The following is a 24491-nucleotide window of genomic DNA, read 5'->3' as shown; positions in this document are numbered from 1 at the left end:
CGTCCTGGCCGGCTGTTCGGGGGGCTGCCGGAGCGCGTGTGGCCGGTACACCGTCGACCACGCGCGCACGCTAGCAGTGTCGGTTTGTTCACTCAAGCGGCACTGATCAAGGGGGTCCTGCCGTACCCGGGCCCGGTGAAGGCGTCACCAGAGGCCCCGGCGCGGACGAGATGACGGGCCGCGGCGACGGCGGCGCGGACGATCACGACGGGGCGGTAGAGGTCCTTGTCGTGCCAGAGCGCGGGCGCGCCGTCGCGTCCCTCCATCGTGGCCAGGTAGCGCCGGGCCCGCCCCAGCGCCGCCTCGACGGCGGCCGGCGCGGCGGACCGGGCGGCGCGCAGGACCTGCACCGCGTACGCGGTCTCCTCGACCGTGCCGCCCCACCGCCCCCAGGAGCCGTCGGCGCGCTGCCCGGCGAGCACCCAGTCGGCGGCCCGGGTCACCGCGCCCACGGCGGCCGGGCCCCGGCCGTGACCGGCCAGGGCGAGCACCGCGCAGCTCGTGGCGTAGTAGGGCGAGGCGTGCCAGCGGTCGGTCCACGCCCCGTCGGACGACTGCCGGTCGGCGAGCCAGCGGGTGAGCCGCCGCGTCACGGCGGTGAGCCGGGCGTCGGCCGGCGCGCGGTGGGCCAGGTGCCAGCCGAACGCGTCGAGCACGTGGGCGTTGGTGGTGACCGACGCGCCGTCCTCCCCCGGCCAGGTGCAGAAGTGCTCGCCGGTGTCGTACCCCCAGAGGCTGGCCGGGTCGACGGGGCGGCCGAGGCGGGCCAGCGCGTAGAGGGTCACCGCCGTGGTGTCGGCGTCGGCGGGCAGGCCGGGCGCGGTGGCGGTGCCGGCGGGGCCGACGGTGGCCGCGAGCCCGGCGAGCAGCCGGGGCGGCACGGGCAGCGTCATGCCCGCCCGGCTCAGGGTGCTCAGCGACCAGGCCCGTTCGAAGACGGTGATCCCGGTCGCGCACGGCACCGGGCCGCCCTGCTGGCGGGCGACGTCCTCCAGGTAGGACACCGCGGCGGCGGCGCCGGGTTCCGGCCCGGGCCCACCGAGCCAGGCGGCCGTCGCCGCCGGGGACGCGCCCACGGTGCCGGGCCCGACCGGGGTCACCCCGGCGGCCCGGCGGGCCGCCGGGCCGGCTACCTCCAGGGCGTGCAGCAGCTTCTCCGGCAGCGGGCCGCCCGAGGCGACCAGCGCGCGGACCCGGTCGAGCCGGGTGTGGTCCAGCCCGGACGGCAGGGGCAGCGGGCCGGCGTCGCGCCAGGCGGCGAGGCCGGGCGGCGGGTCGGCGCGCACCGCGTCGAGGTGCGCGGCGACCGAGCCGACCAGCGCCGGGACGGTCAGGTCGGCGGCCGGCAGGTCGGGCGCGGAGAACGGGGCCGGGCCGGCGAGCCACCGGTGCAGGGCCCGCAGCCCGCCGTCGACGGCCCGGCCCAGCCGCTCGGCGGCGCGGGCGCCCGCGAGCACGTCGGCGTCCCGGCGGCGCAGCGCGGTCAGCAGTGCCTCGGTGGCGCTCAGCGTCGGCACCAGGGCGTACCCCTGCGGGCCGCCCCACGCGCCGTCGGGACGCTGGCCGGCGAGCAGGTACGCGACCCGCTCGGCGTGGTGCGTCAGCCACGGCGCGAGGCTGACCAGGCGCGCCGTCTCGTACACCGACGCGGAGGACTGCCCGCCCGGGGTGAGGGTCATCGCGGCGACCAGCTCGCGGGCGTCCGCGGCGGACTCCGGATCCCGGGCCGGCCGGTCGGCGCGGCCGCAGGCGGCGGCCCGCTGCCGGGCGAGCGTCACCGCCGCCCCCGGAAGATCGTCACCGCTGCCCCCAGAAGTCGGCGGAGCGGTAGAAGCCGCTGCTGAATCCGATCTGCCGGGCCAGGTACGCCGCCTGGAGCGGGCAGCCGCCCGACAGCGGGGCCAGCAGCTCGGTGCACCGCTCGACCAGCTCGACGATGCGCTGGTCGACCTCGGCGCGGTCGTCGACCAGCAGCAGCGCGTTCAGGTCGCCCCATTCGAGGTCCCGCTCGTAGGTGGCGAGGTCGTTGACGAGCCGCAGCACCCGCTGCACCTCGTCGCTGACGGTCACCAGCCGGTCCAGCCGCCGGTGGGTCTCCGCGTCGCCCGTCCAGATCCAGTGCGCGACGTTGACCACGGTGCAGGCGAGGTTGTCGGCGTTGGCGAGGTATTCGGTGAAGCCGGGCAGCGGCACGCCGTCGCGCTCCCGCGCGGTCTTCCACTCCCACTCCCGGGCCATCGCCGTCACGGTGCGGCGCACCGCCGCCCGCCAGGCACCGCCCAGCTCGGCGAAGGCCGGCACCGCCGCGAGGTCGTCGCGCAGCTCGGCGAGCAGGCGGCCGAGCGGGTCGTCGGCGTCGGGGCTGGCCCCCTCGACGACCGCGAGGGCGCCGGCCACCACCCGGTCGACGTCCGCCCGGGACTTCGCCAGGTAGTCGATCCGCCAGTCGAGGGCGAAGCCCCAGAGCACCATCCGGTTGGTCAGCCGCAGCTGCTCGGCGGTGCACCAGGGTGCGCCGAAGGCGATGGCCAGGGCGATGTTGCTGAACAGCGCGGCGTCGAAGGCCCGGCCGGCGAACAGGTCCGGGTAGCGGGCCGCCTGCCGTTGCAGGTCGCGCTGCCCCTGCGCGGCGAGCGCGCAGATGCGGCCCTGCTCGGCGGCGGCGGAGAGCTGGTCGGGCAGCACCGTGGACGGTGGCGTGACGACGTTCACGCGACGGCCCCGGTGCGGGCGGGGCGCACGTCCAGCTCCACCCGGTCCCGCGTGCGCAGGGCGGCGGCGAGCTGCACGGCGGGCAGCCGGGGGCTGCGCACCCGCAGCCGGTAGCGGGCCAACAGGTTCGCCACGATGAGTTGCGCCTCCAGATAGAACAGGTGCATCCCCAGGCACTGGTGCGGGCCGCCGCCGAAGGGGAAGAAGGCGTAGCGGTGCCGGGCCCGGACCCGATCCGGGGTGAACCGCTCCGGGTCGAAGGCGCCGGGGTCGTCCCAGTAGCGGGCCAGCCGATGGGTGACCAGCGGGCTGACCAGCAGCGTCGCCCCGGCCGGCAGGCGTACGCCGCCGAGCGTCGTCGGCCGCAGCACCTGCCGGGGCGCCAGCCAGGCCACCGGGTAGAGCCGGATCAGCTCGTCGAGCACCATCCGGGTGTAGCGCAGCCGCGGCAGGTGCTCGGGGCCGACCGGGTGGCCGCCCGCCACCGAGTCGATCTCCTCCTGCAACCGGGCCGCGACCTCGGGCGCGCGGGCCAGGTGCGGCCAGAGCCAGGTCAGCACGTTGACGGTGGTCTCGGTGGTCACGGCGACCATGGCCACGGTGTCGTTGCGGACCTGCCGCTCGTCCAGCGGTCGGCCGTCGGCGGTGGCGCCGCGCCACAGCGTGGCGATGACGTCGTCGCCGTCGCTGCCCCGCGCCGACCGGACGATCGGCACCAGCACGTCGTCGATGCGCCGGGCGGCGTCGCGGAACGCCCGGTCGCCGGGCATCGGCAGCGCCAGCGGGACGAACGGCGCCAGCACCCGGGGGATCACCGAGGTGGCGATCGCGTCCTGCGCCCGGATGAGGCGCAGCGCGTCGGCGACCGAGATCCGGTCGCCGAAGAACGTCTCCATGATCGCCCGGCACACGATCCGGGCCTGCTCGGCGCCGATGTCGACGGGCCGGCCGGCGCGGGCCGGCGCGTCCAGCTCGGCGACCGCGTCGGCGATCGTGGCGGCCATCCGGTGCAGCACCGACTCGACCCGCCGGGCGGTGAACAGCGGCTGGAGGATGCGCCGGCTGTCCGACCACACGGGACCGTCGCCGAGGATGCCGTCGCCGAACAGCCGGCGCAGCGGGCCCCAGAACGCGCCGCCGCCGGACCGGCCGAAGTTGTCGGCCCGGTCGCCCAGCACCTGCTGCACGTGGTCGGGGTCGGTGACCAGGTAGGGCCGGAACGCGCCGACGTTGAGCCGGACCACCTCGCCGTCGGCCCGCTCGCCGAACCCGACGAGAGCGCGGACGGGGTCGCGGAGCAGGCCGGGCGCGACGTGCCGCAGCGGAACGGATCTCGCTCGCCGAGCACGGGTGGGGGCCGGGTGTGGGGTTACCACGTGTGGTGCACTCCCCTGATCAACTGTGCGTCGCGGAACGACCGTGGAAAGTAACGGTCCCGCCCGAGCATGCCATTGAGCAGGTCAACTTCTCCAGGGGAGAGAGGAATAATTTTCGCGGGCGACATTCCCCGCCGCCACAAGGGACCCGCCGCGGGCCTCCTAGCTGGGCAGATCCCGCCGATACCGCCACTGCGCCGCGATCGTCCGGTAACCGAGCGTGGCATTGAGGCCGAGCATCGCGGCGTTGCCGGCGTCGTTCACGGTCACCGAGTGCCGGAACCCGGCCGCCGCCGCCCGCCGCAGGGCGGCCTGCTTGACCAGCCGGGCCAGCCCCCGCCGGCGGTGCGGCCGCCGGGTGCCGGTCATCCCGCACCGGTGGTCGTGGCGGCTGTCGGTCAGCCCCACCGTGAACGCGGCCACCTCGCCGTCCACCATGGCCACCGTGGTCAGCTCCCGGTCCAGGTCCGGGCGGTGCCAGTACGCCGCCAGCCAGTCCGCGTACGCGATCTCGTCCATGCCGACCTCGCCCGGCTCGTCGCGCGAGACGTCCAGATCGGCCTCGTAGAGCAGGCGCGGGTCGGGCAGGTCGGCGGCGGCGAGCAGCCGGACGCCGGGCCCCGGCTCCGGGGGCGGCGGCGCTGCGGCCAGGTCGCACCGCAGCAGCAGGGACCGCCGGCCCCGCCGGTAGCCGTGCCGCTCGGCGAAGGCCAGGTCCGCCGGGGTGTCGTCGACCATCGCGTACGCCGTGGTCGCGCCGAGCCCCGCGAGCCGCTGCTCGGCGGCGGCGAGCAGGGCCGCCCCCGCGCCCCGGCCGCGCCGCTCCGGCCGGACCGTCAGGTTGACGAAGCCCAGCCCCGGCTCCGCGCTCTCGTGCAGCAGCCCGGTGCGGGCCACCCCGGCCGGCTCCCCGTCGACCTCGGCCACCAGCGCGCCGAACCGCTCGGGGCCCTGCGCCCGGGCAGCCTGCCAGCGCAGCAGCTCCGGGGTGGCCAGCAGGTGCGGCAGGCCCGACCGCAGCACCTCGCTCACGGCGTCGGCATCGGCGTCGGCGAACGGCCGTACGGTCAGCGTCATCGCGTGGCAACGTACCGCAGCGTTCCGGGCTCCGCGACCCCGTCCGTCGGCCCGACGCGCGGGAGAAGCGGGCGCGGCCCGACCCGCTGTGCCAGGCTCAGGGGCATGGACGACAAGACCATCCTGAACCGGATCTCCGAACTGGTCGACGAGGAGCACCGGCTCCGCGCGGCCGCGCAGACGAAGGAGTCCGGCACCGCCGACGAGCAGGATCGGCTGCGCGACCTGGAGGAGTCCCTGGACCAGTGCTGGGACCTGCTGCGCCGGCGGCGGGCCGCCCGCCAGGCCCACGGCGACCCCGAGGCCCAGGGCGTACGCCCCGTGCCGGAGGTGGAGCGCTACCTCCAGTGACCGGCGGGGCGGCCGGCGACTGCGGGCCGCCCCGGGCCCGGTGCCCCCGGGCGGCCGACCCGGGTGGGCACCGGGACCGGCCCGATGCCCACCCGACGCGGCTCAGCGGATGCCGGCCTCGCGCAGCAGCAGCGCGGTCAGCGCCGCCGGATCGGTGTCGTCGGCCGGCAGGCCACGCGCGGTGAACCAGGCCCCCACCACCCGCACGTCGCGGGCCAGGAACTCGGGGCCCTGCGGGTTGGCCACCACGTCGACCACCTGCGGCAGGTCGATCATGACCAGCCGCCCCGCGTGCACCAGCAGGTTGTACGGCGACAGGTCACCGTGGGCGTAGCCGGCCCGGGCCAGCACCACCAGGGCGTCGACCAGTTGCTCCCACAGCGAGCGCAGCTCGGCCGGCTCGGGCCGGCACTGGGCCAGCCGGGGCGCGGCCAGCCCCTCGTCGGGGTCGCCGACGAACTCCAGCATCAGCTCGGTGCCGAGCAGTTGCACGGGGTACGGCACGGAGATCCGGCCGTGCTCCGCGCCGATCTCCCAGAGCCGGGAGAGGGCGGCGAACTCGGCGGCCGCCCACTGCCCGGCGATCATCTGCCGGCCGAAGGCGGTGCGCCCGGCCATCGCCCGGTTCTCCCGGGACCGGCGCACCCGGCGACCCTCCAGGTAGCCGGCGTCGCGGTGGAACAGCCGATGCTGGGCGTCGCGGTAGCGCTTGACCGCCAGCAGGCACGACCGGTCGGTGTCCGGCACAGCCCGGCGGACCAGGTGGACGTCCGCCTCCTTGCCGGTCTTGAGCACCCCGAGGTCGGTGTCCCGGGCGGCCGGCTCGGTGACGAGCCAGGCGGGGTGCGGCTCGGGGCCGTGCACGGCCTGATCCCAGGTGGACCAGGCGTCGCCGCCGGGGGCGTCGTCGTCCGGACCCGGGTCCGGGTCGGTCAGGACCGGCTCGGCGGGCCGGCCACGCTTCAGGAACTGGGGTTCGTCGTCGTCGAAGCGGCCCTTGCCGCGGCCACGGCGCCCGCGCGCCGGGAAGTCGTCGTCACGCACTGTGCTGGTGATCCCTTGATCGAGGCTGGTGAAGGCAGGTGGAAGAGCCCTGCGAAGACGGCCATGACCGACCTCCCCTCCTCGACCGGGACGACCCGGCTGCGCCCGACGCGCGGCACCATGCTGACCCACCCACCCCCACCCCGCAACCAATTAACCCCCGCTCCACCCCGCCAGCCCCCACCCCCACCCCCGCCGGCCCCGGTGATCAAGAGAGAAGCGTCTGAGTTGATCTCTACGGTGACGCGAACCTCTTGATCACCGAAGCGGGCCGGGCGTGAGCCCGGACCGGGGTGGGTGGGGGTGGGAGGTCGGGGGGTGGGGGGTCGGGGGTGTCAGGCGGCGAGGACGGTGGCTACGGCGGCGATCAGCCCGTCGACGGTGAAGGTGGGGGCGAACCGGGTGTCCGTCCAGACCCGTCCCCGGTGCAGCCAGACGCTGGGCAGGCCCACTGCCGCCGCACCGCCGATGTCGGCCTCCGGACTGTCCCCCACCACCCACGCGCCGCGCAGCGGCATCCGGACCCGCCGGGCCGCCAGCGCGAAGATCCTCGGGTTGGGCTTGCTGACCCCGGCCTCCTCGGAGATGACCCAGTCGGCCACGTACCGGTCCAGGCCGGTGCGGCGGATCTTCGCGTCCTGCTGGCGGACACTGCCGTTGCTCACCACCACCGGCACCCAGCCGGCGTCGTCGGCGATCCGCAGGGCGCAGGCCACCAGCGGGTCGAGCCGGCTGTTGACCACCACCCCGTCGTGCAGTTCCTCCACCAGGTCCAGGGAGGAGATGAGCAGCCCGTACCGGTCGCGGATCGCGTCCGCCACGTCCCACCGGTCGGTCAGCCCGTCGGCGTCGATCGACACCAGCCAGTCGATGTCGGTGGCCGGCGCGCCGATGCCGTCCAGGAAGCGCTCACCCCAGGCACGGAACGACCCGGCCCGGTCGAGCAGGGTGTTGTCCAGATCCAGCAGGAGCAGCGGCACTCGGGCACCTTAAGGGAGACGGGCCGCCAGCCGACAGGGCCGGCAGGCACGGCGTCACCGGGCGATGGTAGCCGGCCACCCGTCGGCCGATCACGCATCGGGTCCCCGCCGGCACCACCCGTGGCCAGCGCCGGGCCACGGCAGAGCCGGCGCCGGGGCCGGCGCCCCACGATCAGGCACGGCCACATTGCCGGCACGTTACAAGCCGTACGTACGGTTTGCGTGGCGGCGGGCCACCTGACACGATCGTGCCGTGCCCAGAGTAAGTCAGGACCAGCTCGACGCCCGCCGGCAGGAGATTCTCGCCGCGGCGCGGGCCTGTTTCGCCCGGCACGGCTACGAGGGCGCCACCGTGCGGCGGCTGGAGGAGGCCACCGGCCTGTCCCGGGGCGCGATCTTCCACCACTTCCGGGACAAGGACTCGCTGTTCCTCGCCGTCGCCGAGGACGACGCGGCGGCCATGGTGGAGACGGTCGCCCGCAACGGCCTGGTCCAGGTGATGCGGGACCTGCTGGCCCGCGCCGTCTCCCCGGACACCACCGGCTGGCTGGGCAGCCAACTGGAGGTGTCCCGGCGACTGCGCACCGACCCGGCGTTCGCCCGCCGCTGGGCCGAACGCTCCGCCGCCATCGCCGAGGCCACCCGGGACCGGCTGGCACGGCAGCGGGAGGCCGGGGTGCTCCGCGAGGACGTACCCATCGACGTGCTGGCCCGGTTCCTCGAACTCGCCTACGACGGCCTGGTGCTGCACCTGGCGATGGGCCGCCCGGCCGGCGACCTCGGCCCGGTGCTCGACCTGGTCGAGGAGGCCGTCCGCCGCCGCTGACGGCCGCGTGGCGGGCCTGTCCCACAATGGGCCCGCGACCCCCTCGCGCGACAGGAGCAGCAGCATGAGAGTCCTCGCGGCGCCCGGTGACACCTGGGGCATCCCCGGGCCCACCTTCCTCGGTTTCTACCTGTTGGCCGGCCTCGTCGTCGTGATCGGCGCGATCGTCCACCGGCGGCGGGTCCTCGCCGGCCCGTCGTCCGTCGGCGGCGCCCAGCTCGGCCCCCAGCAGGTGGCCTACCTCAACGGCGGCAACCAGCTCGCGATCTGGACCTCGCTGGGCGGGCTGCGCGGCACCGGCGTCGTCGGCGTACGCACCGACCGGCGGCTCGCCGTCGGCGGCTCCCTGCCGGCGGGGGCGACCCCGCTGGACCGGGCGGTCCACCACGCCGCCAACCAGGGCCTGTACGCCCGCGAGCTGGGCCGCGACCGCTGGGTGCAGCAGGCCCTCGACCAGCTGCGCCAGGGCCTCGAGCAGCAGGGCCTCGCGCTGAGCGCGGCCCGACGCCAGTCCGCCCAGCGCGGGTCGTTCCCGGTGTTCCTCCTCGTCCTGCTCGGCGGGTTCCGGATCTTCGCGGGACTGTCCAACGGCCGGCCGGTCGCCTTCCTGGTGCTCGCCGTGATCCCCCTGGCCATCGCCTCCGCGCTGCTGGCCCGGGTGCCGTGGCGGACCAGGGCGGCCGAGCGGGCCCTGCGCGAGCTGCGCCGCACCAACGTGCACCTCGCCCCCGCCTCCGGCCCGGCGTACGCGACCTACGGGGCGGCCGGCGCGGCGATGGGCGTGGCCCTGTTCGGCACCGCCACCCTGTGGGCCATGGACCCGGGCTTCGCCGAGCAGGCCGAGATCCAGCGGCAGGCGCTGTCCGGCACCGGCAGCACCTCGGTCGGCGGGTGCAGCGGCGGCTCGTCGGACAGCGGCAGTTCCTGCAGCGGCAGTTCGTGCAGCGGGGGCAGCTCCTGCGGTGGCGGCGGCTGCGGCGGGGGCTGCGGCGGATGACCGGCCCGGGTCCCACCGGCGTCGGCATCGGCTGGCGGCCCGAGATCGCCGGGTTCGTGGCCGAGCTGCCGGGGCTGCGGTTCGTCGAGGTGGTGGCCGAGGCGGTCGCCCCGCACGGGCCACCGCCGCCCGGCCTCGCCGCCCTGGTCGAGCGCGGGGTCACCGTCGTACCGCACGGGGTGAAGCTCTCCCTCGGCGGCGCGGAGCCGGTCGACCCGGCCCGGGTGGCCCACCTCGCGCGGGTGGCCGAGTTGGTCGGCGCGCCGCTGGTCAGCGAGCACATCGCGTTCGTGCGGGCCGGCGGCCTGGAGGCGGGGCACCTGCTGCCGCTGCCGCGCAGCCGGGAGGCCGTGGCGGCGGTGGTGGCCAACGTGCGCCGCGCCCAGGCCGACCTGCCGGTGCCGCTGGCGCTGGAGCCGATCGCGGCGCTGTTCGACTGGCCCGACGACGAGCTGGACGAGGCCGACTTCCTCACCGAGATCCTCGACGCGACCGGCGCGACGCTGCTGCTGGACATCGCCAACGTGCACGCCAACGCCCGCAACCGGGGCGCCGACCCGCTCGCCCTGCTGGACCGGCTGCCGCTGGACCGGGTGGCGTACGTGCACGTCGCCGGGGGCGCCGAGCAGGGCGGCTTCTATCACGACACGCACACCGACCCGGTGCCGCCGGCCGTGCTCGACCTGGTCGGCGAGCTGTGCGCCCGGCACCGCCCGCCCGCGCTGCTGCTGGAACGCGACGGCCACTGGCCGCCCGCGTCGGCGCTGCGGGCCGAGCTGGACGCGATCGCCGCGGCGTCCGGATACCCGGCGGTGACGTGAGCGCGCCAGGGGGCGGTGGCGACGTGATCGCGCCCGGCGCCGGCGGCGGCGACCTGGCCGCCCGGCAGGCGGAGCTGGTGGCGGCGCTCGTCGCCGGCGGGCCGCTGCCGGCCGGGTTCGCCCCGGCCCCCGTCGACGCCGCCCGCCGCGCCCTGCTGCGCAAGCGGGCCGGCGACGTGGCCCGGCACTGGCCGCTGCTGGCCGCCGGCCTCGGCGACGCCTGGCCGGCGACGTTCGCCGGCTGGGCCGACGGCCGGCCCACCAACGGCTCGCTGCGCGACGGCTGGGACCTGGCCCGCGAGCTGCACCGCCGGGGTGAGCTGCCGCCGCTGGGCGCGGAGGAGCTGGCGGTGCGGGAGGCGGCCAGCCGCTACGACGGCGCGACACCGCCGCGACCACGCCGCCTGCCGTCCCTGGCCCGCGCCGGCGGCGCCGTCGCGGTGCGGCTCGCCGGCCGGGTACGCCTGCTGCGTCCGGCCCACCGGTAGCCGCCCGGCCCACCGGTGGCCGCCCCCACCGGCGTACGGCAGGATCGGCGCATGGATCTGGGACTCACCGACCGGGTGTACGTGCTGACCGGGGCCTCCCGGGGGTTGGGCTTCGCCACCGCCGAGTGCCTCGTCGCCGACGGGGCGCGGGTGGTCGTCTCCGCCCGGGCCCCCGAGCAGGTGGCGGAGGCGGTACGGCGGCTCGGCGGCCCCGAGCGGGCGATCGGGCTGGCCGGCGACCTGAGCGACCCGGCCACCCCGCAGCGGCTGGTCGCCGCCGCCCGGGAGCAGTTCGGCCGGCTCGACGGCGCGCTGGTCTCCGTCGGCGGGCCGCCGCCGGGCACCGCGGCGGGTACGACCGACGCGCAGTGGCGCGAGTCCTTCGAGACGGTCTTCCTCGGCACCGTCCGCACCGCCCGCACGGTCGCCGAGGCGCTGACCGACGGCGGCGCGATCGGGCTGGTCCTGTCCACCTCGGCCCGCGCCCCGCTGGCCGGGCTGGGCATCTCCAACGGGCTGCGCCCCGGCCTGGCCGGGGTGGCCAAGGACATGGCCGACGAGTACGGCCCGCGCGGCGTGCGCGTGCTCGGGCTGCTCCCGGGGCGGATCATGACCGACCGCAACCGGCAGCTCCTGGCCGCCTCCGGGGACGCCGAGCGGGCCCGGGTCGAGGCCGAGGCGGGCATCCCGCTGCGCCGCATCGGCGATCCCGCCGAGTTCGGCCGGGTCGCCGCGTTCGTCCTCTCCCCCGCCGCCGGCTACCTGACCGGGATCACCCTCCCGGTCGACGGCGGCGCGCTGCGCGGCCTGTGATGGCCGCCCCGACGGGTGGTCCCGGCGCGGCGGACCGCCTCGACACACGAGCTGGGCTGACCGGCGGGCCGGCAGGGGTGACCGGCGGGCCGGAGCGTCGCCGGCCGACGCGCGAGGAGCTGGCCGCGGCGGCGGAGCGGACCATCCCGGACGTCATCGGGCCGGGGCTGACCGTGCTCTTCGTCGGCATCAACCCGGGGCTGTGGTCGGCGGCCACCGGGTGGCACTTCGCCCGGCCGGGCAACCGGTTCTGGCCGGCCCTGCACCGGGGCGGCTTCACCCCCCGCCAGCTGCACCCGAGCGAGCAGGACGCGCTGCCCGGGTATGGGCTGGGCATCACCAACATGGTGGCACGGGCCAGCGCCCGGGCCGACGAGCTGACCGCGGACGAACTGGTCGAGGGCGCGCGGATCCTGACGGCGAAGGTGCGCCGGCACCGGCCGGCATGGGTGGCGGTGGTCGGGGTGACCGCGTACCGGATCGGGTTCGGCCGGCCGAAGGCGGCCTTCGGGCCGCAGCCGGAGCTGCTCGGCGACGCCCGGCTGTGGGTGCTGCCCAACCCGAGCGGGCTCAACGCCCACTTCACCGCCGAGACGCTGGGCGCGGCGTTCGGCGAGCTGCGCGCCGCCACCGCCGCGCCGGCCTGACCGGCGGGTGGGCACGCCGGCCACCGGGGTCAGTTCGCGGCGGCCGGGGGCATCGCCTCGTCGGCGACGTAGGTGGCCATCGGCATGGTGATCACGGTCTCGGGGCCGGTCGCGTCCACGTACGGGGTGGGCGAGTCGGCCACCGCGAACTGGGTGCGGTACAGCTCGGCGTAGAGGCCGCCCACGGCGACCAGCTCCTCGTGCCGGCCCCGCTCGACGATCCGCCCCTCGTCGAGGACGAGGATCTGGTCGGCGTCGCGGACCGTGGAGAGCCGGTGCGCGATGACCAGCGCCGTACGCCCCGTCAGCGCCACCGCCAGGGCCCGCTGCACCGCCGCCTCGCTCTCCGAGTCCAGGTGCGCGGTCGCCTCGTCGAGGATCACGATCGACGGGGCCTTCAGCAGCAGCCGGGCGATCGCGATGCGCTGCTTCTCCCCGCCGGAGAAGCGGTAGCCCCGCTCGCCGACGGTCGTGTCGAGCCCGTCGGGCAGGGACCGCACCAGGTCGGCGACCTGCGCGCCGGCGAGGGCCGCCCAGATCTCGTCGTCGGTGGCGTCCGGCTTGGCGTAGCGCAGGTTCTCGGCGATCGTCTCGTGGAACAGGTGGGAGTCCTGGGTGACCACACCGATCTCGTCGCGCAGGGAGGCGAGCGTGGCGTCGCGCACGTCGACGCCGCCGACGAGCACCTGGCCGTCGGTGACGTCGTAGACCCGGGGGATCAGCATGGACAGGGTGGACTTGCCCGCACCGGACGGGCCGACCAGGGCAATCATCTGCCCGGGCTCGACGGCGAACGAGACCCCCCGCAGCACCGGCTCGTTGACGGTGCGGTCGAGGGTGGTGACCTCCTCCAGCGAGGCCAGGGACACCTCGGCGGCGGCGGGGTAGCGGAACCGCACGTCGCGGAACTCCACCCGGCCGTTGCCGCGCGGCACGGCGACGGCGTCCGGCTTCTCCGCGATGCCGGGACGCAGGTCGAGCACCTCGAAGACCCGGTCGAAGGAGACCAGCGCGCTCATCACGTCCACCCGGACGTTGGACAGCGCGGTCAGCGGGCCGTACAGCCGGGTGAGCAGCAGGGCGAGGGTGACCACGGTGCCGGCGCTGACGCTGCCGGTGACCGCGAGCCAGCCGCCGAGGCCGTAGGTCAGCGCCTGGGCCAGGGACGCGACCAGCAGCATCGCCACGAAGAACGTCCGCGAGTACATCGCGGACTGGATGCCGATGTCGCGGACCCGCTCGGCCCGGCCGGCGAACCGGCGCGCCTCCACCTCGGGCGCGCCGAACAGCTTGACCAGCAGCGCCCCGGCGACCCCGAACCGCTCGGTCATCGTGGCGTTCATGTTGGCGTTGAGGTTGTACGACTCGCGGGTGATGTCGGCCAGCCGCCGGCCGACCCGGCGGGCCGGGACGATGAAGATCGGCAGCATGACCAGCGACAGCACGGTGATCTGCCAGGAGAGGGTGAGCATCACCCCGGCGGTGAGCACGAGCTGGATGACGTTGCTGACCACCCCGGACAGGGTGGAGGTGAACGCCCGCTGGGCGCCCATCACGTCGTTGTTGAGCCGGCTGACCAGCGCGCCCGTCTGGGTGCGGGTGAAGAACTGCAACGGCATCCGCTGCACGTGGTCGTAGACCCGGGTGCGCAGGTCGAGGATGATGCCCTCGCCGATGCGCGCCGAATACCACCGCTGGACCAGCGAGAACAGCGCGTCGGCGACGGCGAGCACGGCGATGACCAGCGCGAGGCGGACCACGGTCGAACCGGCCTCCGCGCCGCCCCGGCTGATCGCGTTGATCACGTCGCCGGCGAGCACCGGGGTGGCCACGCCGATCACCGCGGCGATCACCACCGTGACCAGGAAGACGACGATGTCGCGGCGGTAGGGCCGGGCGAACTCGACGATCCGCCGGGCGGTGCCGCGGCTGAGCCGGTGGGCGGAGACCTCGTCCTGGTTGCGCATCGACCGGATCATGCTCCAGCCGGCCATGCCACCGTCGGACATCACGCGTCACCTCCGGGTCGTGGTCGGCTCGTGCCGTCAGGTCGATTGTCCCGACGGCTACGACAACCTTGGCCGTAAGCCGGTTCTTCCCGGAAAGTCCTTACCGTTCTTCCCACCGGGTGGTGGGCCGGCCCGCTGGCCGACGGTCCGGCTGTCCCCCTGCCGAGGGTCCGGTTGGTGCGCTCTGCCGAGGGGCCGGCTATTCGCCCCGGCCGGCGAGGTCACGGAGCCGGCGGGTCTGCGCCTCGCGCTCGGCCCGCTGCTGCTCGGCGTGGGACCGGCCGGCGGCACCGGCGAGCAGCGCCTTGATCTCCACCACCGCGTCCCGGGGGTGGGCGAGCAGCCCCGCGGTCAGGTCGCGCACCGTGGCGTCCAGCTCGGCGTTGGGCACCACCAGGGTGGCCAGGCCCAGCCGGTCGGCCTCGGCGGCGTCCATCCGCCGGCCGGTGGCGCAGATCTCCAGGGCGCGGGCATAGCCGACCAGCTCGACGAGGCGCTTCGTGCCGGCCAGGTCGGGAACCAGGCCGAGGGTCACCTCGGCCATGGAGAGCTTGGCGTCGGTCGCCAGCACCCGCAGGTCGCAGGCGAGCGCGAGCTGGAAGCCGGCGCCGATGGCGTGGCCCTGCACGGCGGCCACCGACACCACGTCGGGCCGGTGCAGCCAGGTGAAGCCGGCCTGGAAGTCGGCGATCCGGTCGGCGCACTCCTGCTCGGGCAGGGTCGCCAGCTCGGCGAACGAGCCGGGGCCGGACGCGCCGGCCACCGACAGGTCGAGGCCGGCGGAGAAGGCCCGCCCCTCGCCGCGCACCACGACGACGCGCACGTCGCCGGGCAGGTCACGGGAGAAGTCGCTCATCGCGCGCCACATCGCCGGGGTCTGCGCGTTGAGCACGTCGGGCCGGCACAACGTCACCGTCGCCACCGGCCCGTCGCAGTCGAGTCGTACCCCGACCGCGCCAGGGGTCACCGGGCGGCCCGGGGGACGGCGCTGATGGACGACGTCGGTGGGCGGGTCACGCCTTCTTGCGGCGCCGCGCGCCGCCGCGCTGACGCAGCTGCACGCCGGACTCGGTGAGCACCCGGTGGATGAACCCGTAGGAACGGCCGGTGGAGGCCGCGAGCGCCCGGATGCTCTCTCCGCCGGTGTACCGCTTTACCAGGTCCTTGGCGAGCGTCTGACGCTCGGCTCCGACGATCCGGCGACCCTTCTCAGTGCTGGTGGCTGTGCCAGTGGCTGCCATGCTGATTCCTCACGTCCCAGACTGTGCGGTTCGGATACGGTCCCACCTATTAGACCGCCTCGAACGATCATGCGCCAGATATCAACTATTCGCCAACCGACACGCTATGCATTGTCAGCTACCCGATAGGGTGACGTCGGCCGGTCGCCGTACCCCGTTCGGGCGGGCCGGGGCGGCGGGCGCGGCGGCCGTACCCTGCCTGGCGTGACCGACCTGATCGCGACCGCCGCCGGCGCGGCGCTGGTGTTCGCCGCCACCAACATCGACGACGTCGTGGTGCTGACCGTGCTGTTCGTGGCCGCCCGGAGCACCGGCCGACCCCGCCCCGGGCACATCGTCGCCGGGCAGTACCTGGGCATCGGCGCCCTGGTCGCCGCCGCCGCGGTCGCCGCCGCCGGGCTGCTCGTGGTGCCCGATCCGTGGACCGGGCTGCTCGGCCTGCTCCCGATCGCGCTCGGCGTGCGCGCCCTGCTGGCCCGCTCGGACGACGACGGGCCGCCCGCCGTGGTGGGCGGGCTGCTCGGTGTGGCCGGGGTGACCATCGCCAACGGCGCCGACAACATCGCCGTCTACGTGCCGGTGTTCCGCTCCCTCGCCCCGGCCGACGCCCTGGTCTGGCTGGTGGTGTTCGCGGCGCTGGTCGGCCTCTGGTGCGCCGTCGCCGCCGGCCTCGGCGGCCATCCGGCCGTGGTCCGGTGGGTCGGCCGGGTCGGCCACTGGCTGGTCCCCGTCGTCTTCGTCGCGATCGGCGCCCTGATCCTGGTCACCTCCGGGGTCCTCACCCGGCTGGGCGGCATCCTCGGCTGAGCGCGCCGAGGGCACGCACGGTGCAGAGAGTGACGGCCCACCGCAAAAGGCGCGGAAATTCCCATTTCGCCCGCAGCTCCGGCGACCCCCTCCCGGAGCGGTCGCCGGGGCGCGCCGGCCGGTCAGGCCAGCTCGACCAGTTCGAGCAGGTCGTCGCTCCAGGCGTCCTCGTCGCCGTCGGGGAGCAGGATCGCCCGGTCCGGCTTGAGCGCCAGCACCGCGCCCGGGTCGTGGGTGACCAGGACGATCGCCCCCGGATAGCGGGCGATCGCGTCCAGCACCTGCTCCCGGCTGACGGGGTCGAGGTTGTTGGTCGGCTCGTCGAGCAGCAGCACGTTGGCGCCGGAGCAGACGAGGGTGGACAGGGCCAGCCGGGTCTTCTCCCCACCCGAGAGCACGCCGGCCGGCTTGTCGACGTCCTCGCCGGAGAAGAGGAACGCGCCGAGGATCTTCCGCAGCTCGGTGTCGGTCTGCTCGATCGCGGCGGCCCGCATGTTCTCCAGCACCGTCCGCTCCACGTCCAGGGTCTCGTGCTCCTGGGCGTAGTAGCCCAGCCGCAGCCCGTGCCCGGCGTGCACCTCGCCGGTGTCCGGCTCCAGCAGGCCGCCGAGCATCCGCAGCAGGGTGGTCTTGCCCGCGCCGTTGAGGCCGAGGATGGCCACCCGCGACCCGCGGTCCACCGCCACGTTGACGTCGGTGAAGATCTCCAGCGACCCGTACGACTTGGACAGGCCGGTCGCCGTGAGCGGCGTCTTGCCGCACGGCGCCGGGTTCGGGAAGCGGACCTTGGCCACCTTGTCGGAGACCCGGACCTCCTCCAGCCCGGAGATCAGCTTCTCGGCCCGGCGGGCCATGTTCTGCGCGGCGACGGTCTTGGTGGCCTTGGCCCGCATCTTGTCGGCCTGGGCCATCAGCGCGCCGGCCTTCTTCTCGGCGTTGGCCCGCTCCCGGCGGCGGCGGCGCTCGTCGGTCTCCCGCGCCTCCAGGTACGCCTTCCAGCCCAGGTTGTAGACGTCGACCACCGAGCGGGTCGCGTCGAGGAACCAGACCTTGTTGACCACCGACTCCAGCAGCGAACCGTCGTGGGAGATCACGATCAGCCCGCCCTTGTGGTTGGCGAGGAACCCGCGCAGCCAGGTGATCGAGTCGGCGTCGAGGTGGTTGGTGGGCTCGTCGAGCAGCAGGATGCCGCCGCCGTTCTCGCCGGCGTCGCGGAACAGGATCCGGGCCAGCTCGACGCGGCGACGCTGGCCGCCGGAGAGGGTGCCGATGGTCTGGGCGAGGGCCCGGTCGGGCAGGCCGAGGTTGGCGCAGATGCGGGCGGCCTCGGCCTCGGCCGCGTACCCGCCGAGGGCGGCGAACTGGTCCTCCAGCGCGCCGTAGCGGCGGACCAGCCGGTCGTCGGCGTTCTCGGCGAGCTGGGCCTCGACCTCCTGCATCTGGGCCATCAGCACGTCCAGCCCCCGGGCGGAGAGCACCCGGTCGCGGCCGGTGACCTCCAGGTCGCCCGTGCGCGGGTCCTGCGGGAGGTAGCCGATGGCGCTGCGCCGGTCGATCTGCCCGGCGTAGGGCTGCCCCTCCCCCGCGAGCACCTTCAGCGTGGTGGTCTTGCCGGCGCCGTTGCGGCCGACCAGGCCGATGCGGTCGCCCGGCTGCACCCGCAGCGTGGTGTCGGACAGCAGGATCCGGGCGCCGGCGCGCAACTCCAGGCCGGTGGCAGTGATCATGTCGGGGACTCGCTCTCGGGGTCTGGAAGGGCTGACTCAGGGCACGCGAAAGCGCCGGCGGGTCGATGTTCCCGTCGGCGCGGGGCGGTTCAGCCTTCGCAGCGCAGCACGGGGCAAGTGTACCGGGCCGCCCGATGCGCGCCGCCCGGATTACCGGTCAAGATCATCGGGTACGGAGGCGTCGTCCGGACCCGGTCCGGCACCGCAACCACCACACGTGACGAATCGGTGATCGGGGTCAACATGGAGCTGAACGAGAACGCGCGGATCGACACCAGCCAGGTGGACGACCGGCGGGGGTCCGGCGGAGGCGGCGGCGGCCTGGGCGGGATCCCGATCCCGATCGGCGGGGGACGCGGCGGCATCGTCGGCATCATCGTCGCCGTGCTGGTCGCCCTGGTCGGCGGCGGCTTCGGCCTGAACGCGGCCTTCGACGGCGACGGGTCCGGGCAGGGCGACAACACCTCGCTGGAGCAGAAGTGCTCCGCCGACGACGCCCTCAAGCAGCTCGACTGCCGCAACACCCTCTACGTCAACTCGATCCAGGCGTACTGGCGCACCGCCCTGCCGGAGACCTTCGGCGAGCAGTACCAGCCGTCGAAGACCGTCTTCTTCAGCCAGGGCGTCAACACCGCCTGCGGCCAGGCCGACTCGGGCGTCGGCCCGTTCTACTGCCCGGCCGACGACCTGGTCTACATCGACCTGACCTTCTACAACCTGCTCGCCGACCAGCTCGGGGCCAAGGGCGAGTTCGCCCAGCCGTACGTGCTGGCCCACGAGTACGGCCACCACGTGCAGGACCTGCTCGGCACCGAGGCGCAGATGCGCCGCCAGCAGCAGCGCGACCCGGCCAACGCCAACGCCCTGTCGGTGAAGCTGGAACTCCAGGCCGACTGCTACGCGGGCGCATGGGCCAAGAACGCCACCGGCACCGCCGACGAGCAGGGCCAGAAGATCTTCAAGAGCATCTCGGAGCAGGACATCCAGCAGGCCATCGACACCGCCGAGAAGATCGGCGACGACGCCATCCAGCAGCGCTCGGGACGCCCCGTCAACCCGGACGAGTTCACCCACGGCACCTCCGAGCAGCGCCGGCAGTGGTTCACCAAGGGGTACGAGACCGGCGACCCGAAGCAGTGCGACACCTTCGGCGGCGGCGCCTGACCCTCGTACCCGGCGAGCCAGCGCAGCGGAGCCCGACCCGGCCGACGGCCGTCGCCGGCCGGGTCGAGCTCCCCTCCGGGCCACCCGTTCGAAAAGTTTCCGAAAACTTCCGGAATTCGTTGACCCGTTCGAAATGCCGCTGCAATACTCCGTGCCACCACGGCATCCATCTACACCTATTGATGTCGGGCATCGTCGAACGTCACCGCCCCCGGGAGGACCTGCGCATGTTCGCCAGCATCAGCGGCCCCCGCCGCCCGTCACCACCCCGAGCAGCGCGCCACGCCCACCGACTGGCGGTGCTCGCCACCGCCGCCGTGGCGCTGGCAGCGACCGGTCTCGCGGTCGCCGCCACCCCGTCCAGCGCCGCAGCCTGCAACGGCTACGTCGGCCTCACCTTCGACGACGGGCCGACGGGCAGCACCAATGCCCTGCTGTCCGTGCTCCGGGCCAACAACGTCCGGGCGACCATGTTCAATGTCGGGCAGAACGTGCAGGGCAATCCGTCCGCCGCGCGGGCCCAGGTCGACGCCGGCATGTGGGTCGCCAACCACAGTTGGAACCACGCCCACATGACCTCGATGAACCAGAGCCAGATGCAGTCGGACCTCTCCCAGACCAACTCGGCGATCCAGTCGGCGACCGGCGTCCGGCCGCAGTTGTTCCGCCCGCCCTACGGGGAGACCAACTCGACCCTCCAGTCGGTCGCCTCCTCGCTCGGCCTGCGCCAGGTGATCTGGGACGTCGACTCCCAGGACTGGAACGGTGCCAGCGTCAGCCAGATCGTCTCCAACGCCAGCCGGCTCCAGGACGGCCAGGTCATCCTGATGCACGACGGCATCCAGAACACCCGCGACGCGATCCCGCAGATCATGGCAAACCTGAACAGCCGCGGCCTCTGCCCCGGCATGATCTCCCCGAGCACCGGCCGGGCGGTGGCCCCCGACGGCACCCCGCCGCCGACCACCGCGCCGCCGACCGGCTCCCCGACCACGCCGCCGCCCGGCGGCGGATGCACCGCGACGGCGACCTTCCCCAACGTCTGGGGCGACCGGTACAACACCTCGGTGACGGTCCAGGGGGCCAGCAACTGGACGGTGGTCGTGGCGGTGACCGCGCCGCAGCGCGTCAGCACCACCTGGAACGGCACCGCCAGCTGGGACAGCACCGGCTACGTGATGACGATGCGGTCCAACGGCAGCGGCAACACGTTCGGCTTCACCACGATGATGAACGGCAACAGCAGCGCCCGGCCGCAGATCCGTTCCTGCACCACCGGTTGACCCCGGAGCTTCCCGCCCGGGCCGTTCCCGTCGGCCCGGGCGGGAAGCCGGCGCGGGGTGATTGCAGGGGCCCCTTCCTATGCAGAATGCGTTAACAAGGTGCCCTTCCTTACCCCCGGACCAGGATTCGGACGGCGCGGGCGGCGGCGATCGCGTCGACCAGCACCGCGAGGCGGGGCTCGGGGACGTCGAGGAGGCGGTCGGCGCGCAACTCGGCGAGCGGGGCGAGCCGCCGGTCGGCCAGCACACCGTCCACCGCCCGGCGGTCGCCACCGCAGACCACGGCGGCGAGGTGGGCCGCCTCCGGCAGGAGCAGCCGGACGGCCAGCTCGGCCGCGTCGCCGAGGGCCGCCTTCGCCTGGTTGTCCCGCCGCCGGGCGAACCGCTGCTGGGACCATCCGCCGGCGGCGGTGCGGCCCTGCACGTAGCGGGTGTCCACCTTCGACACGACCAGCTTCTCCCCCTCGGCGACACCGACGGCCACCGCGCCCTTGCGGGCGAGCAGCAGGCCGATCCGGCGCGGCGCGCGGGCGGCGGCCACGAACCCGGGCACGTCGGCCCCGGGCGGCGCGCCCGGCGGGGTGTGCAGGGCGGCGGTGGCCCCGTCCGGGGCGGTGAGCAGCAGGCCGTACTCCTGGGCCGTCGCGGTGGGTGGGCCGTGCCGGTCGGCGAAGCCGTCCACCCAGCGGTCGACGCGGGCCGGTGCCACCTCGACCCAGCGTCCGCCGCCGGCCGCCGGTCTGCTGCTCATGGCCCCGAACCTACGGCACCGGCAGCCGACCGTCCGCCCCACCCGCCCCGGCCCTTGGACAATCACCGTTCCGCTCGAACGTCAACTGTCCAAGGTCCGGAGCATCACGCCGGCGCAGCCGGCGGGGAGACGGGGCGGCGGGAGACGGGGCGGCGCAGCCGGCGGAGCCGAAAGTGCGGTCAGGCGGTCAGCAGGATGACGACGGCCAGCGCGGCGATGATCGCGCTGGACACCAGGCCGGTCACCCGGCGACCGCGCGGGCCCGTGAGGGCCCGGCCGACCACGCTGCCACCGCCGGCGACCAGCAGCTGCCAGCTCGCCGAGGCGAGGAAGGCGCCGGCCACGAAGGCCGCCGCCGCGGCCGGGCCGACCCCGTGGCCGTCGTTGCGGGCGAGCACGAGCGCGGCGAAGTAGACCACGGTCGCCGGGTTGAGCATCGTCAGCGCCAGCAACCCGGCGAAGGCGCGGCCCGGGCTCTCCAGGCCGCGCCGCCGACCCGCCGCACCCACCGGGCGGGGATGCAGCGCCTGCCACGCGCCACGCACCGCGATGGCGAGCAGCACGGCCGCCGCCACCAGCCGCAGCGGCCCGGCGACCGGGGCGACGAGGCCGGCGACCGCCGCCCCGCCGAGGGTGGCCACGGCCGCGTAGACGCCGTCGGCGGTGGCCACCCCGAGGGCGGCGGCGGCACCGACCCGGAACGAGGTCCGCGCGCTCAGCCCCATGATCAGCACGGCGATCGCGCCCACGGGCACGGCGACGCCGTAGCCGGCCGCGAGACCGGCCAGGAACGCCCCGGTCACGACGGTCGGCGCAGGACCGGGGCGGCCGGCGGCACCGCCCGCTGTCGACCGCCGGCCACGGCCGTGGGGACAGGGGCAGGCATCATCCGGTACGTCTCGATCATCCGCCCATGGTGCGTCGCGCCCACCCGCCTGACCAGCGGTTTATCGCGGGCCGAGACCGTGCCGATCATGGGTCGAGTGGCCCTCGGGCGCAGTCGGCGGCCGCTCGACCCCCGATCGGGAGTCCCCGGTCCGGAACGGGTCGAGCGCGGCACCCGGGCGGGTGCCGCGCTCGACGGGAAGCAACGACGCAGGCGAGCGTCGGACCTCGACGGGGATCAGACGTTGAAGCCGAGGGAGCGGAGCTGGTCGCGCCCCTCGTCGGTGATCTTGTCAGGGCCCCACGGCGGCAGCCAGACCCAGTTGATCCGGATGTCGTTCACCAGTCCCCCGCCGGGGCCGGTGGTCAGCGCCTGCCTGGCCTGGTCCTCGATCACGTCGGTCAGCGGGCAGGCCGCCGAGGTCAGCGTCATGTCCAGGGTGGCGACGTTCTCGTCGTCGACGTGCACGCCGTATACCAGGCCGAGGTCGACCACGTTGATGCCCAGCTCGGGGTCGACGACGTCCTTCATCGCCTCCTCGACGTCGGCGACGGCGGCCTTCCCGCCCGCGCCGCTGCCGGCGTCGGCGACGCCGGCCGCACCGGCGTCACCACCGCTGCCGGCGGCCGACGGGGCCGTGCCCTCGGTGGCCGGGGTCGCGGCGTCGGTCGCCACGGCGCCGTCCTGCGGCGCGCCGGCGGTCTGGTCAGAACTCATGCCTTCACCTCCGGGCTCGCGCCCACCCCGGCGCGCGCCGCCGCGTCCTTGAACGCCATCCACGGCAGCAGCGCGCACTTGACCCGGGCGGGGTAGCGCGCGACACCCGCGAACGCCACCCCGTCACCGAGCACGTCCTCATCCGGCGTGACCTGGCCACGGCCGGACATCAACTCGACGAACGCCTCGTGCACGGCGAACGCCTCCCCCGCCTCCCGGCCGCGCAGCAGCTCGTGCAGCACGCTCGCCGACGCCTGGCTGATCGAGCAGCCCATGCCGTCGTACGAGACGTCGTGCAGCACGACGCCGTCGGTGGCGACCCGGACGGTCACCTCGTCGCCGCAGGTCGGGTTGACGTGGTGCGCCTCGGCGACCCGGTCCGTCGGGTCGTCGGCGTCGCGCAGGCCACGGCCGTGGGGGCGCTTGTAGTGGTCCAGGATGATCTCCTGGTAGAGCTGGTCGAGCTGCATCAGTCGAACACCTTCCGCACCTGCTCCAGGCCGCCCACCAGGGCGTCGATCTCGCCGGTGGTGGTGTAGAGGTAGAACGAGGCCCGCGTCATGGCCGGCACGCCGAACCGGGTGCACACCGGCTTCGCGCAGTGGTGCCCGACCCGCACCTGCACGCCGAGCGAGTCGAGGACCTGCCCGACGTCGTGCGGGTGGATGTCGCCGAGCGCGAACGAGATCGTCCCGCCCCGGCCCACCGGCACGGTCGGCCCGAAGATCCGCAGGCCGGGCACGGTGGCGAGGGCGTCCAGCGCGTACGCCGTCAGCTCCTTCTCGTGCCACTGGATCGCCCGCATGTCCAGGCCGGTGAGGTAGTCCACCGCCGCGCCGAGCGCCACCGCCTCGGCGATCGGCGGGGTGCCCGCCTCGAACCGGGCCGGCGGCGCGGCGAACGTCGACCGGGCCATGGTGACCGTCTCGATCATCGAGCCGCCGCCCATGACCGGGGGCATCGCCGCGAGCAGCTCGCCGCGGCCCCACAGCACCCCGATGCCGGTCGGGCCGCACATCTTGTGCCCGGTGAAGACGACGAAGTCGGCGTCGAGGTCAACCACGTCGATGGGCAGGTGCGGCACGGACTGCGAGCAGTCCAGCAGCAGCAGCGCGCCCACCTCGCGCACCCGGGCGGTGATCCGGGCGGTGGCGTTGACGGTGCCGAGGATGTTGGACATGTGCACCAGCGAGACGATCTTCGTCCGCTCGGTGACCAGGTCGTCCAGCCCGGACTCGTCGAGCCGCCCGGCGTCGGTGACCGGGAACCAGCGCAGGGTCGCGCCGGTGCGCTCCGCGAGGAGCTGCCACGGGACGATGTTGGAGTGGTGCTCCATCTCGGAGATCACGATCTCGTCGCCGGGGCCCAGCCGGAACCGGGGGTCGGCGTCCGCGCGCAGCGACGCGTTGGAGAACGCGTACGCCACGAGGTTGATCGCCTCGGTCGAGTTCTTGGTGAACACCACCTCGTCCACGCTGGGCGCGTTGACGAACCGGGCGATCTTGGCCCGGGCCCCCTCGTACGCCTCCGTCGCCTCGGTGCCCAGGGTGTGCACCGAGCGCGAAACGTTGGCGTTGTGCCGCGCGTAGTGCTCGGCGAGGACGTCGAGCACCTGCCGCGGCTTGTGCGAGGTGTTCGCGCTGTCGAGATAGACCAGCGGGTGCCCGTTGACCTCCCGGTCGAGGATCGGGAAGTCCGCGCGCACCGCCGCCACGTCGAAGCGCGGCACGTCGTCGAACTGCGGCATGCCGGCCGGGATGGTCAGAGAGGACAT

General features: G+C 74.9%; 24 protein-coding genes and 1 pseudogene. 10 read left to right on the top strand and 15 right to left on the bottom strand.

What is annotated here, in order from left to right:
* Positions 1 to 92 precede the first annotated feature (92 nt).
* From ACVMYR_RS18195 to ACVMYR_RS18180, 4 genes and pseudogenes are all read right to left on the bottom strand, one after another.
* Positions 93 to 1801, bottom strand: a pseudogene (locus tag ACVMYR_RS18195) (prenyltransferase).
* A complete protein-coding gene (locus ACVMYR_RS18190; protein WP_457122282.1) occupies positions 1798 to 2712 on the bottom strand; it encodes a terpene synthase family protein in 915 nt (304 codons plus the stop codon). The pseudogene ACVMYR_RS18195 and the gene ACVMYR_RS18190 overlap by 4 nt, the downstream one beginning before the upstream one ends.
* Positions 2709 to 4088 (bottom strand): cytochrome P450, encoded by a 1380-nt coding sequence (locus ACVMYR_RS18185; protein WP_457122281.1) that lies wholly within the window; start codon positions 4086 to 4088, stop codon positions 2709 to 2711. Before ACVMYR_RS18185 ends, ACVMYR_RS18190 begins: the two co-directional genes overlap by 4 nt.
* 162 nt (positions 4089 to 4250) lie before the next feature.
* Positions 4251 to 5165: a GNAT family N-acetyltransferase gene (locus ACVMYR_RS18180; protein ID WP_457122280.1), complete on the bottom strand. Its 915-nt coding sequence runs from the start codon at positions 5163 to 5165 to the stop codon at positions 4251 to 4253.
* 105 nt (positions 5166 to 5270) lie between these two features.
* Between ACVMYR_RS18180 and ACVMYR_RS18175 the strand changes: the two genes are divergently transcribed.
* On the top strand, positions 5271 to 5516 hold the full coding sequence (locus ACVMYR_RS18175) for a DUF2630 family protein (RefSeq protein WP_077939191.1): 246 nt from the start codon (positions 5271 to 5273) through the stop codon (positions 5514 to 5516).
* Positions 5517 to 5618: 102 nt separating this feature from the next.
* Here ACVMYR_RS18175 and ACVMYR_RS18170 read toward each other — a convergent pair whose 3' ends face one another.
* The gene (locus ACVMYR_RS18170; RefSeq protein WP_457122279.1) at positions 5619 to 6560 is read right to left on the bottom strand and encodes a serine protein kinase RIO; all 942 of its coding nucleotides are present in this window, start codon (positions 6558 to 6560) and stop codon (positions 5619 to 5621) included.
* A 335-nt stretch (positions 6561 to 6895) separates the two neighbouring features.
* Positions 6896 to 7540 carry an HAD family hydrolase gene (locus ACVMYR_RS18165; protein ID WP_043967562.1) on the bottom strand — a complete coding sequence of 215 codons (645 nt, stop codon included), beginning with the start codon at positions 7538 to 7540 and terminating at the stop codon, positions 6896 to 6898.
* Between the two features lie 253 nt (positions 7541 to 7793).
* Here ACVMYR_RS18165 and ACVMYR_RS18160 point away from each other — a divergent pair, with 253 nt between their 5' ends.
* The 6 genes from ACVMYR_RS18160 (at position 7794) to mug (ending at position 12132) form a co-directional block, all read left to right on the top strand.
* Positions 7794 to 8366 carry a TetR/AcrR family transcriptional regulator gene (locus ACVMYR_RS18160; RefSeq protein WP_043967560.1) on the top strand — a complete coding sequence of 191 codons (573 nt, stop codon included), beginning with the start codon at positions 7794 to 7796 and terminating at the stop codon, positions 8364 to 8366.
* 64 nt (positions 8367 to 8430) lie between these two features.
* Complete coding sequence (locus ACVMYR_RS18155; protein WP_457122278.1) at positions 8431 to 9363, top strand: TIGR04222 domain-containing membrane protein; 933 nt, start codon at positions 8431 to 8433, stop codon at positions 9361 to 9363.
* Complete coding sequence (locus ACVMYR_RS18150; RefSeq protein WP_457122277.1) at positions 9360 to 10184, top strand: DUF692 domain-containing protein; 825 nt, start codon at positions 9360 to 9362, stop codon at positions 10182 to 10184. The genes ACVMYR_RS18155 and ACVMYR_RS18150 overlap by 4 nt, the downstream gene beginning before the upstream one ends.
* The gene (locus ACVMYR_RS18145) at positions 10181 to 10672 is read left to right on the top strand and encodes a hypothetical protein (protein WP_457122276.1); all 492 of its coding nucleotides are present in this window, start codon (positions 10181 to 10183) and stop codon (positions 10670 to 10672) included. The genes ACVMYR_RS18150 and ACVMYR_RS18145 overlap by 4 nt, the downstream gene beginning before the upstream one ends.
* A 51-nt stretch (positions 10673 to 10723) precedes the next feature.
* Complete coding sequence (locus ACVMYR_RS18140) at positions 10724 to 11485, top strand: SDR family oxidoreductase (protein ID WP_457122275.1); 762 nt, start codon at positions 10724 to 10726, stop codon at positions 11483 to 11485.
* Positions 11485 to 12132 carry a G/U mismatch-specific DNA glycosylase gene (gene mug / locus ACVMYR_RS18135; RefSeq protein ID WP_256091887.1) on the top strand — a complete coding sequence of 216 codons (648 nt, stop codon included), beginning with the start codon at positions 11485 to 11487 and terminating at the stop codon, positions 12130 to 12132. The genes ACVMYR_RS18140 and mug overlap by 1 nt, the downstream gene beginning before the upstream one ends.
* A 29-nt stretch (positions 12133 to 12161) precedes the next feature.
* Here the strand turns inward: mug and ACVMYR_RS18130 are convergent, their stop codons facing one another.
* The 3 genes from ACVMYR_RS18130 to ACVMYR_RS18120 form a co-directional block, all read right to left on the bottom strand.
* Positions 12162 to 14141, bottom strand: a complete 1980-nt coding sequence (locus ACVMYR_RS18130; protein WP_077939179.1) for an ABC transporter ATP-binding protein — start codon at positions 14139 to 14141, stop codon at positions 12162 to 12164.
* A gap of 199 nt (positions 14142 to 14340) precedes the next feature.
* A complete protein-coding gene (locus ACVMYR_RS18125) occupies positions 14341 to 15108 on the bottom strand; it encodes an enoyl-CoA hydratase/isomerase family protein (protein WP_043967551.1) in 768 nt (255 codons plus the stop codon).
* 46 nt (positions 15109 to 15154) lie between these two features.
* A complete protein-coding gene (locus ACVMYR_RS18120) occupies positions 15155 to 15382 on the bottom strand; it encodes a helix-turn-helix domain-containing protein (RefSeq protein ID WP_007072022.1) in 228 nt (75 codons plus the stop codon).
* A gap of 204 nt (positions 15383 to 15586) precedes the next feature.
* Here ACVMYR_RS18120 and ACVMYR_RS18115 point away from each other — a divergent pair, with 204 nt between their 5' ends.
* Complete coding sequence (locus ACVMYR_RS18115; RefSeq protein ID WP_228986979.1) at positions 15587 to 16189, top strand: cadmium resistance transporter; 603 nt, start codon at positions 15587 to 15589, stop codon at positions 16187 to 16189.
* Positions 16190 to 16311: 122 nt separating this feature from the next.
* Here ACVMYR_RS18115 and ACVMYR_RS18110 read toward each other — a convergent pair whose 3' ends face one another.
* On the bottom strand, positions 16312 to 17916 hold the full coding sequence (locus tag ACVMYR_RS18110; RefSeq protein ID WP_091278516.1) for an ABC-F family ATP-binding cassette domain-containing protein: 1605 nt from the start codon (positions 17914 to 17916) through the stop codon (positions 16312 to 16314).
* Positions 17917 to 18159: 243 nt separating this feature from the next.
* Here ACVMYR_RS18110 and ypfJ point away from each other — a divergent pair, with 243 nt between their 5' ends.
* Together ypfJ and ACVMYR_RS18100 are read left to right on the top strand one after the other, a co-directional pair.
* Positions 18160 to 19080, top strand: a complete 921-nt coding sequence (gene ypfJ / locus ACVMYR_RS18105; protein ID WP_077939187.1) for a KPN_02809 family neutral zinc metallopeptidase — start codon at positions 18160 to 18162, stop codon at positions 19078 to 19080.
* Between the two features lie 227 nt (positions 19081 to 19307).
* Positions 19308 to 20363 carry a polysaccharide deacetylase family protein gene (locus ACVMYR_RS18100; RefSeq protein WP_457122274.1) on the top strand — a complete coding sequence of 352 codons (1056 nt, stop codon included), beginning with the start codon at positions 19308 to 19310 and terminating at the stop codon, positions 20361 to 20363.
* Between the two features lie 109 nt (positions 20364 to 20472).
* Here the strand turns inward: ACVMYR_RS18100 and ACVMYR_RS18095 are convergent, their stop codons facing one another.
* The 5 genes from ACVMYR_RS18095 to ACVMYR_RS18075 form a co-directional block, all read right to left on the bottom strand.
* Positions 20473 to 21114 carry an acVLRF1 family peptidyl-tRNA hydrolase gene (locus ACVMYR_RS18095; RefSeq protein WP_077939175.1) on the bottom strand — a complete coding sequence of 214 codons (642 nt, stop codon included), beginning with the start codon at positions 21112 to 21114 and terminating at the stop codon, positions 20473 to 20475.
* Positions 21115 to 21293: 179 nt separating this feature from the next.
* Positions 21294 to 21917 (bottom strand): LysE family transporter, encoded by a 624-nt coding sequence (locus ACVMYR_RS18090; protein WP_457122273.1) that lies wholly within the window; start codon positions 21915 to 21917, stop codon positions 21294 to 21296.
* A gap of 320 nt (positions 21918 to 22237) precedes the next feature.
* Positions 22238 to 22717: a metal-sulfur cluster assembly factor gene (locus tag ACVMYR_RS18085; RefSeq protein WP_228986978.1), complete on the bottom strand. Its 480-nt coding sequence runs from the start codon at positions 22715 to 22717 to the stop codon at positions 22238 to 22240.
* Entirely contained in the window at positions 22714 to 23187 is a 474-nt protein-coding gene (sufU, locus tag ACVMYR_RS18080; protein ID WP_043967542.1) for a Fe-S cluster assembly sulfur transfer protein SufU, read from the bottom strand. Before sufU ends, ACVMYR_RS18085 begins: the two co-directional genes overlap by 4 nt.
* Complete coding sequence (locus ACVMYR_RS18075; protein ID WP_457122272.1) at positions 23187 to 24491, bottom strand: cysteine desulfurase; 1305 nt, start codon at positions 24489 to 24491, stop codon at positions 23187 to 23189. The genes sufU and ACVMYR_RS18075 overlap by 1 nt, the downstream gene beginning before the upstream one ends.

The organism is Micromonospora sp. PTRAS2 (assembly GCF_054052245.1).
Note: the sequence above shows the minus strand (reverse complement) of the source record. Positions and strands in the feature narration are given on the sequence as shown.

Bases quoted from the DNA above. Each gene is read 5' to 3' on its own strand.
- ACVMYR_RS18140 (WP_457122275.1), top strand. From the start codon at position 10,724: ATGGATCTGGGACTCACCGACCGGGTGTACGTGCTGACCGGGGCCTCC.
- mug (WP_256091887.1), top strand. From the start codon at position 11,485: ATGGCCGCCCCGACGGGTGGTCCCGGCGCGGCGGACCGCCTCGACACA.
- ACVMYR_RS18175 (WP_077939191.1), top strand. From the start codon at position 5,271: ATGGACGACAAGACCATCCTGAACCGGATCTCCGAACTGGTCGACGAG.
- sufU (WP_043967542.1), bottom strand. From the start codon at position 23,187: ATGCAGCTCGACCAGCTCTACCAGGAGATCATCCTGGACCACTACAAG.
- ACVMYR_RS18085 (WP_228986978.1), bottom strand. From the start codon at position 22,717: ATGAGTTCTGACCAGACCGCCGGCGCGCCGCAGGACGGCGCCGTGGCG.
- ypfJ (WP_077939187.1), top strand. From the start codon at position 18,160: ATGGAGCTGAACGAGAACGCGCGGATCGACACCAGCCAGGTGGACGAC.
- ACVMYR_RS18110 (WP_091278516.1), bottom strand. From the start codon at position 17,916: ATGATCACTGCCACCGGCCTGGAGTTGCGCGCCGGCGCCCGGATCCTG.
- ACVMYR_RS18155 (WP_457122278.1), top strand. From the start codon at position 8,431: ATGAGAGTCCTCGCGGCGCCCGGTGACACCTGGGGCATCCCCGGGCCC.
- ACVMYR_RS18095 (WP_077939175.1), bottom strand. From the start codon at position 21,114: ATGAGCAGCAGACCGGCGGCCGGCGGCGGACGCTGGGTCGAGGTGGCA.
- ACVMYR_RS18120 (WP_007072022.1), bottom strand. From the start codon at position 15,382: ATGGCAGCCACTGGCACAGCCACCAGCACTGAGAAGGGTCGCCGGATC.
- ACVMYR_RS18075 (WP_457122272.1), bottom strand. From the start codon at position 24,491: ATGTCCTCTCTGACCATCCCGGCCGGCATGCCGCAGTTCGACGACGTG.
- ACVMYR_RS18130 (WP_077939179.1), bottom strand. From the start codon at position 14,141: ATGTCCGACGGTGGCATGGCCGGCTGGAGCATGATCCGGTCGATGCGC.
- ACVMYR_RS18150 (WP_457122277.1), top strand. From the start codon at position 9,360: ATGACCGGCCCGGGTCCCACCGGCGTCGGCATCGGCTGGCGGCCCGAG.
- ACVMYR_RS18180 (WP_457122280.1), bottom strand. From the start codon at position 5,165: ATGACGCTGACCGTACGGCCGTTCGCCGACGCCGATGCCGACGCCGTG.
- ACVMYR_RS18100 (WP_457122274.1), top strand. From the start codon at position 19,308: ATGTTCGCCAGCATCAGCGGCCCCCGCCGCCCGTCACCACCCCGAGCA.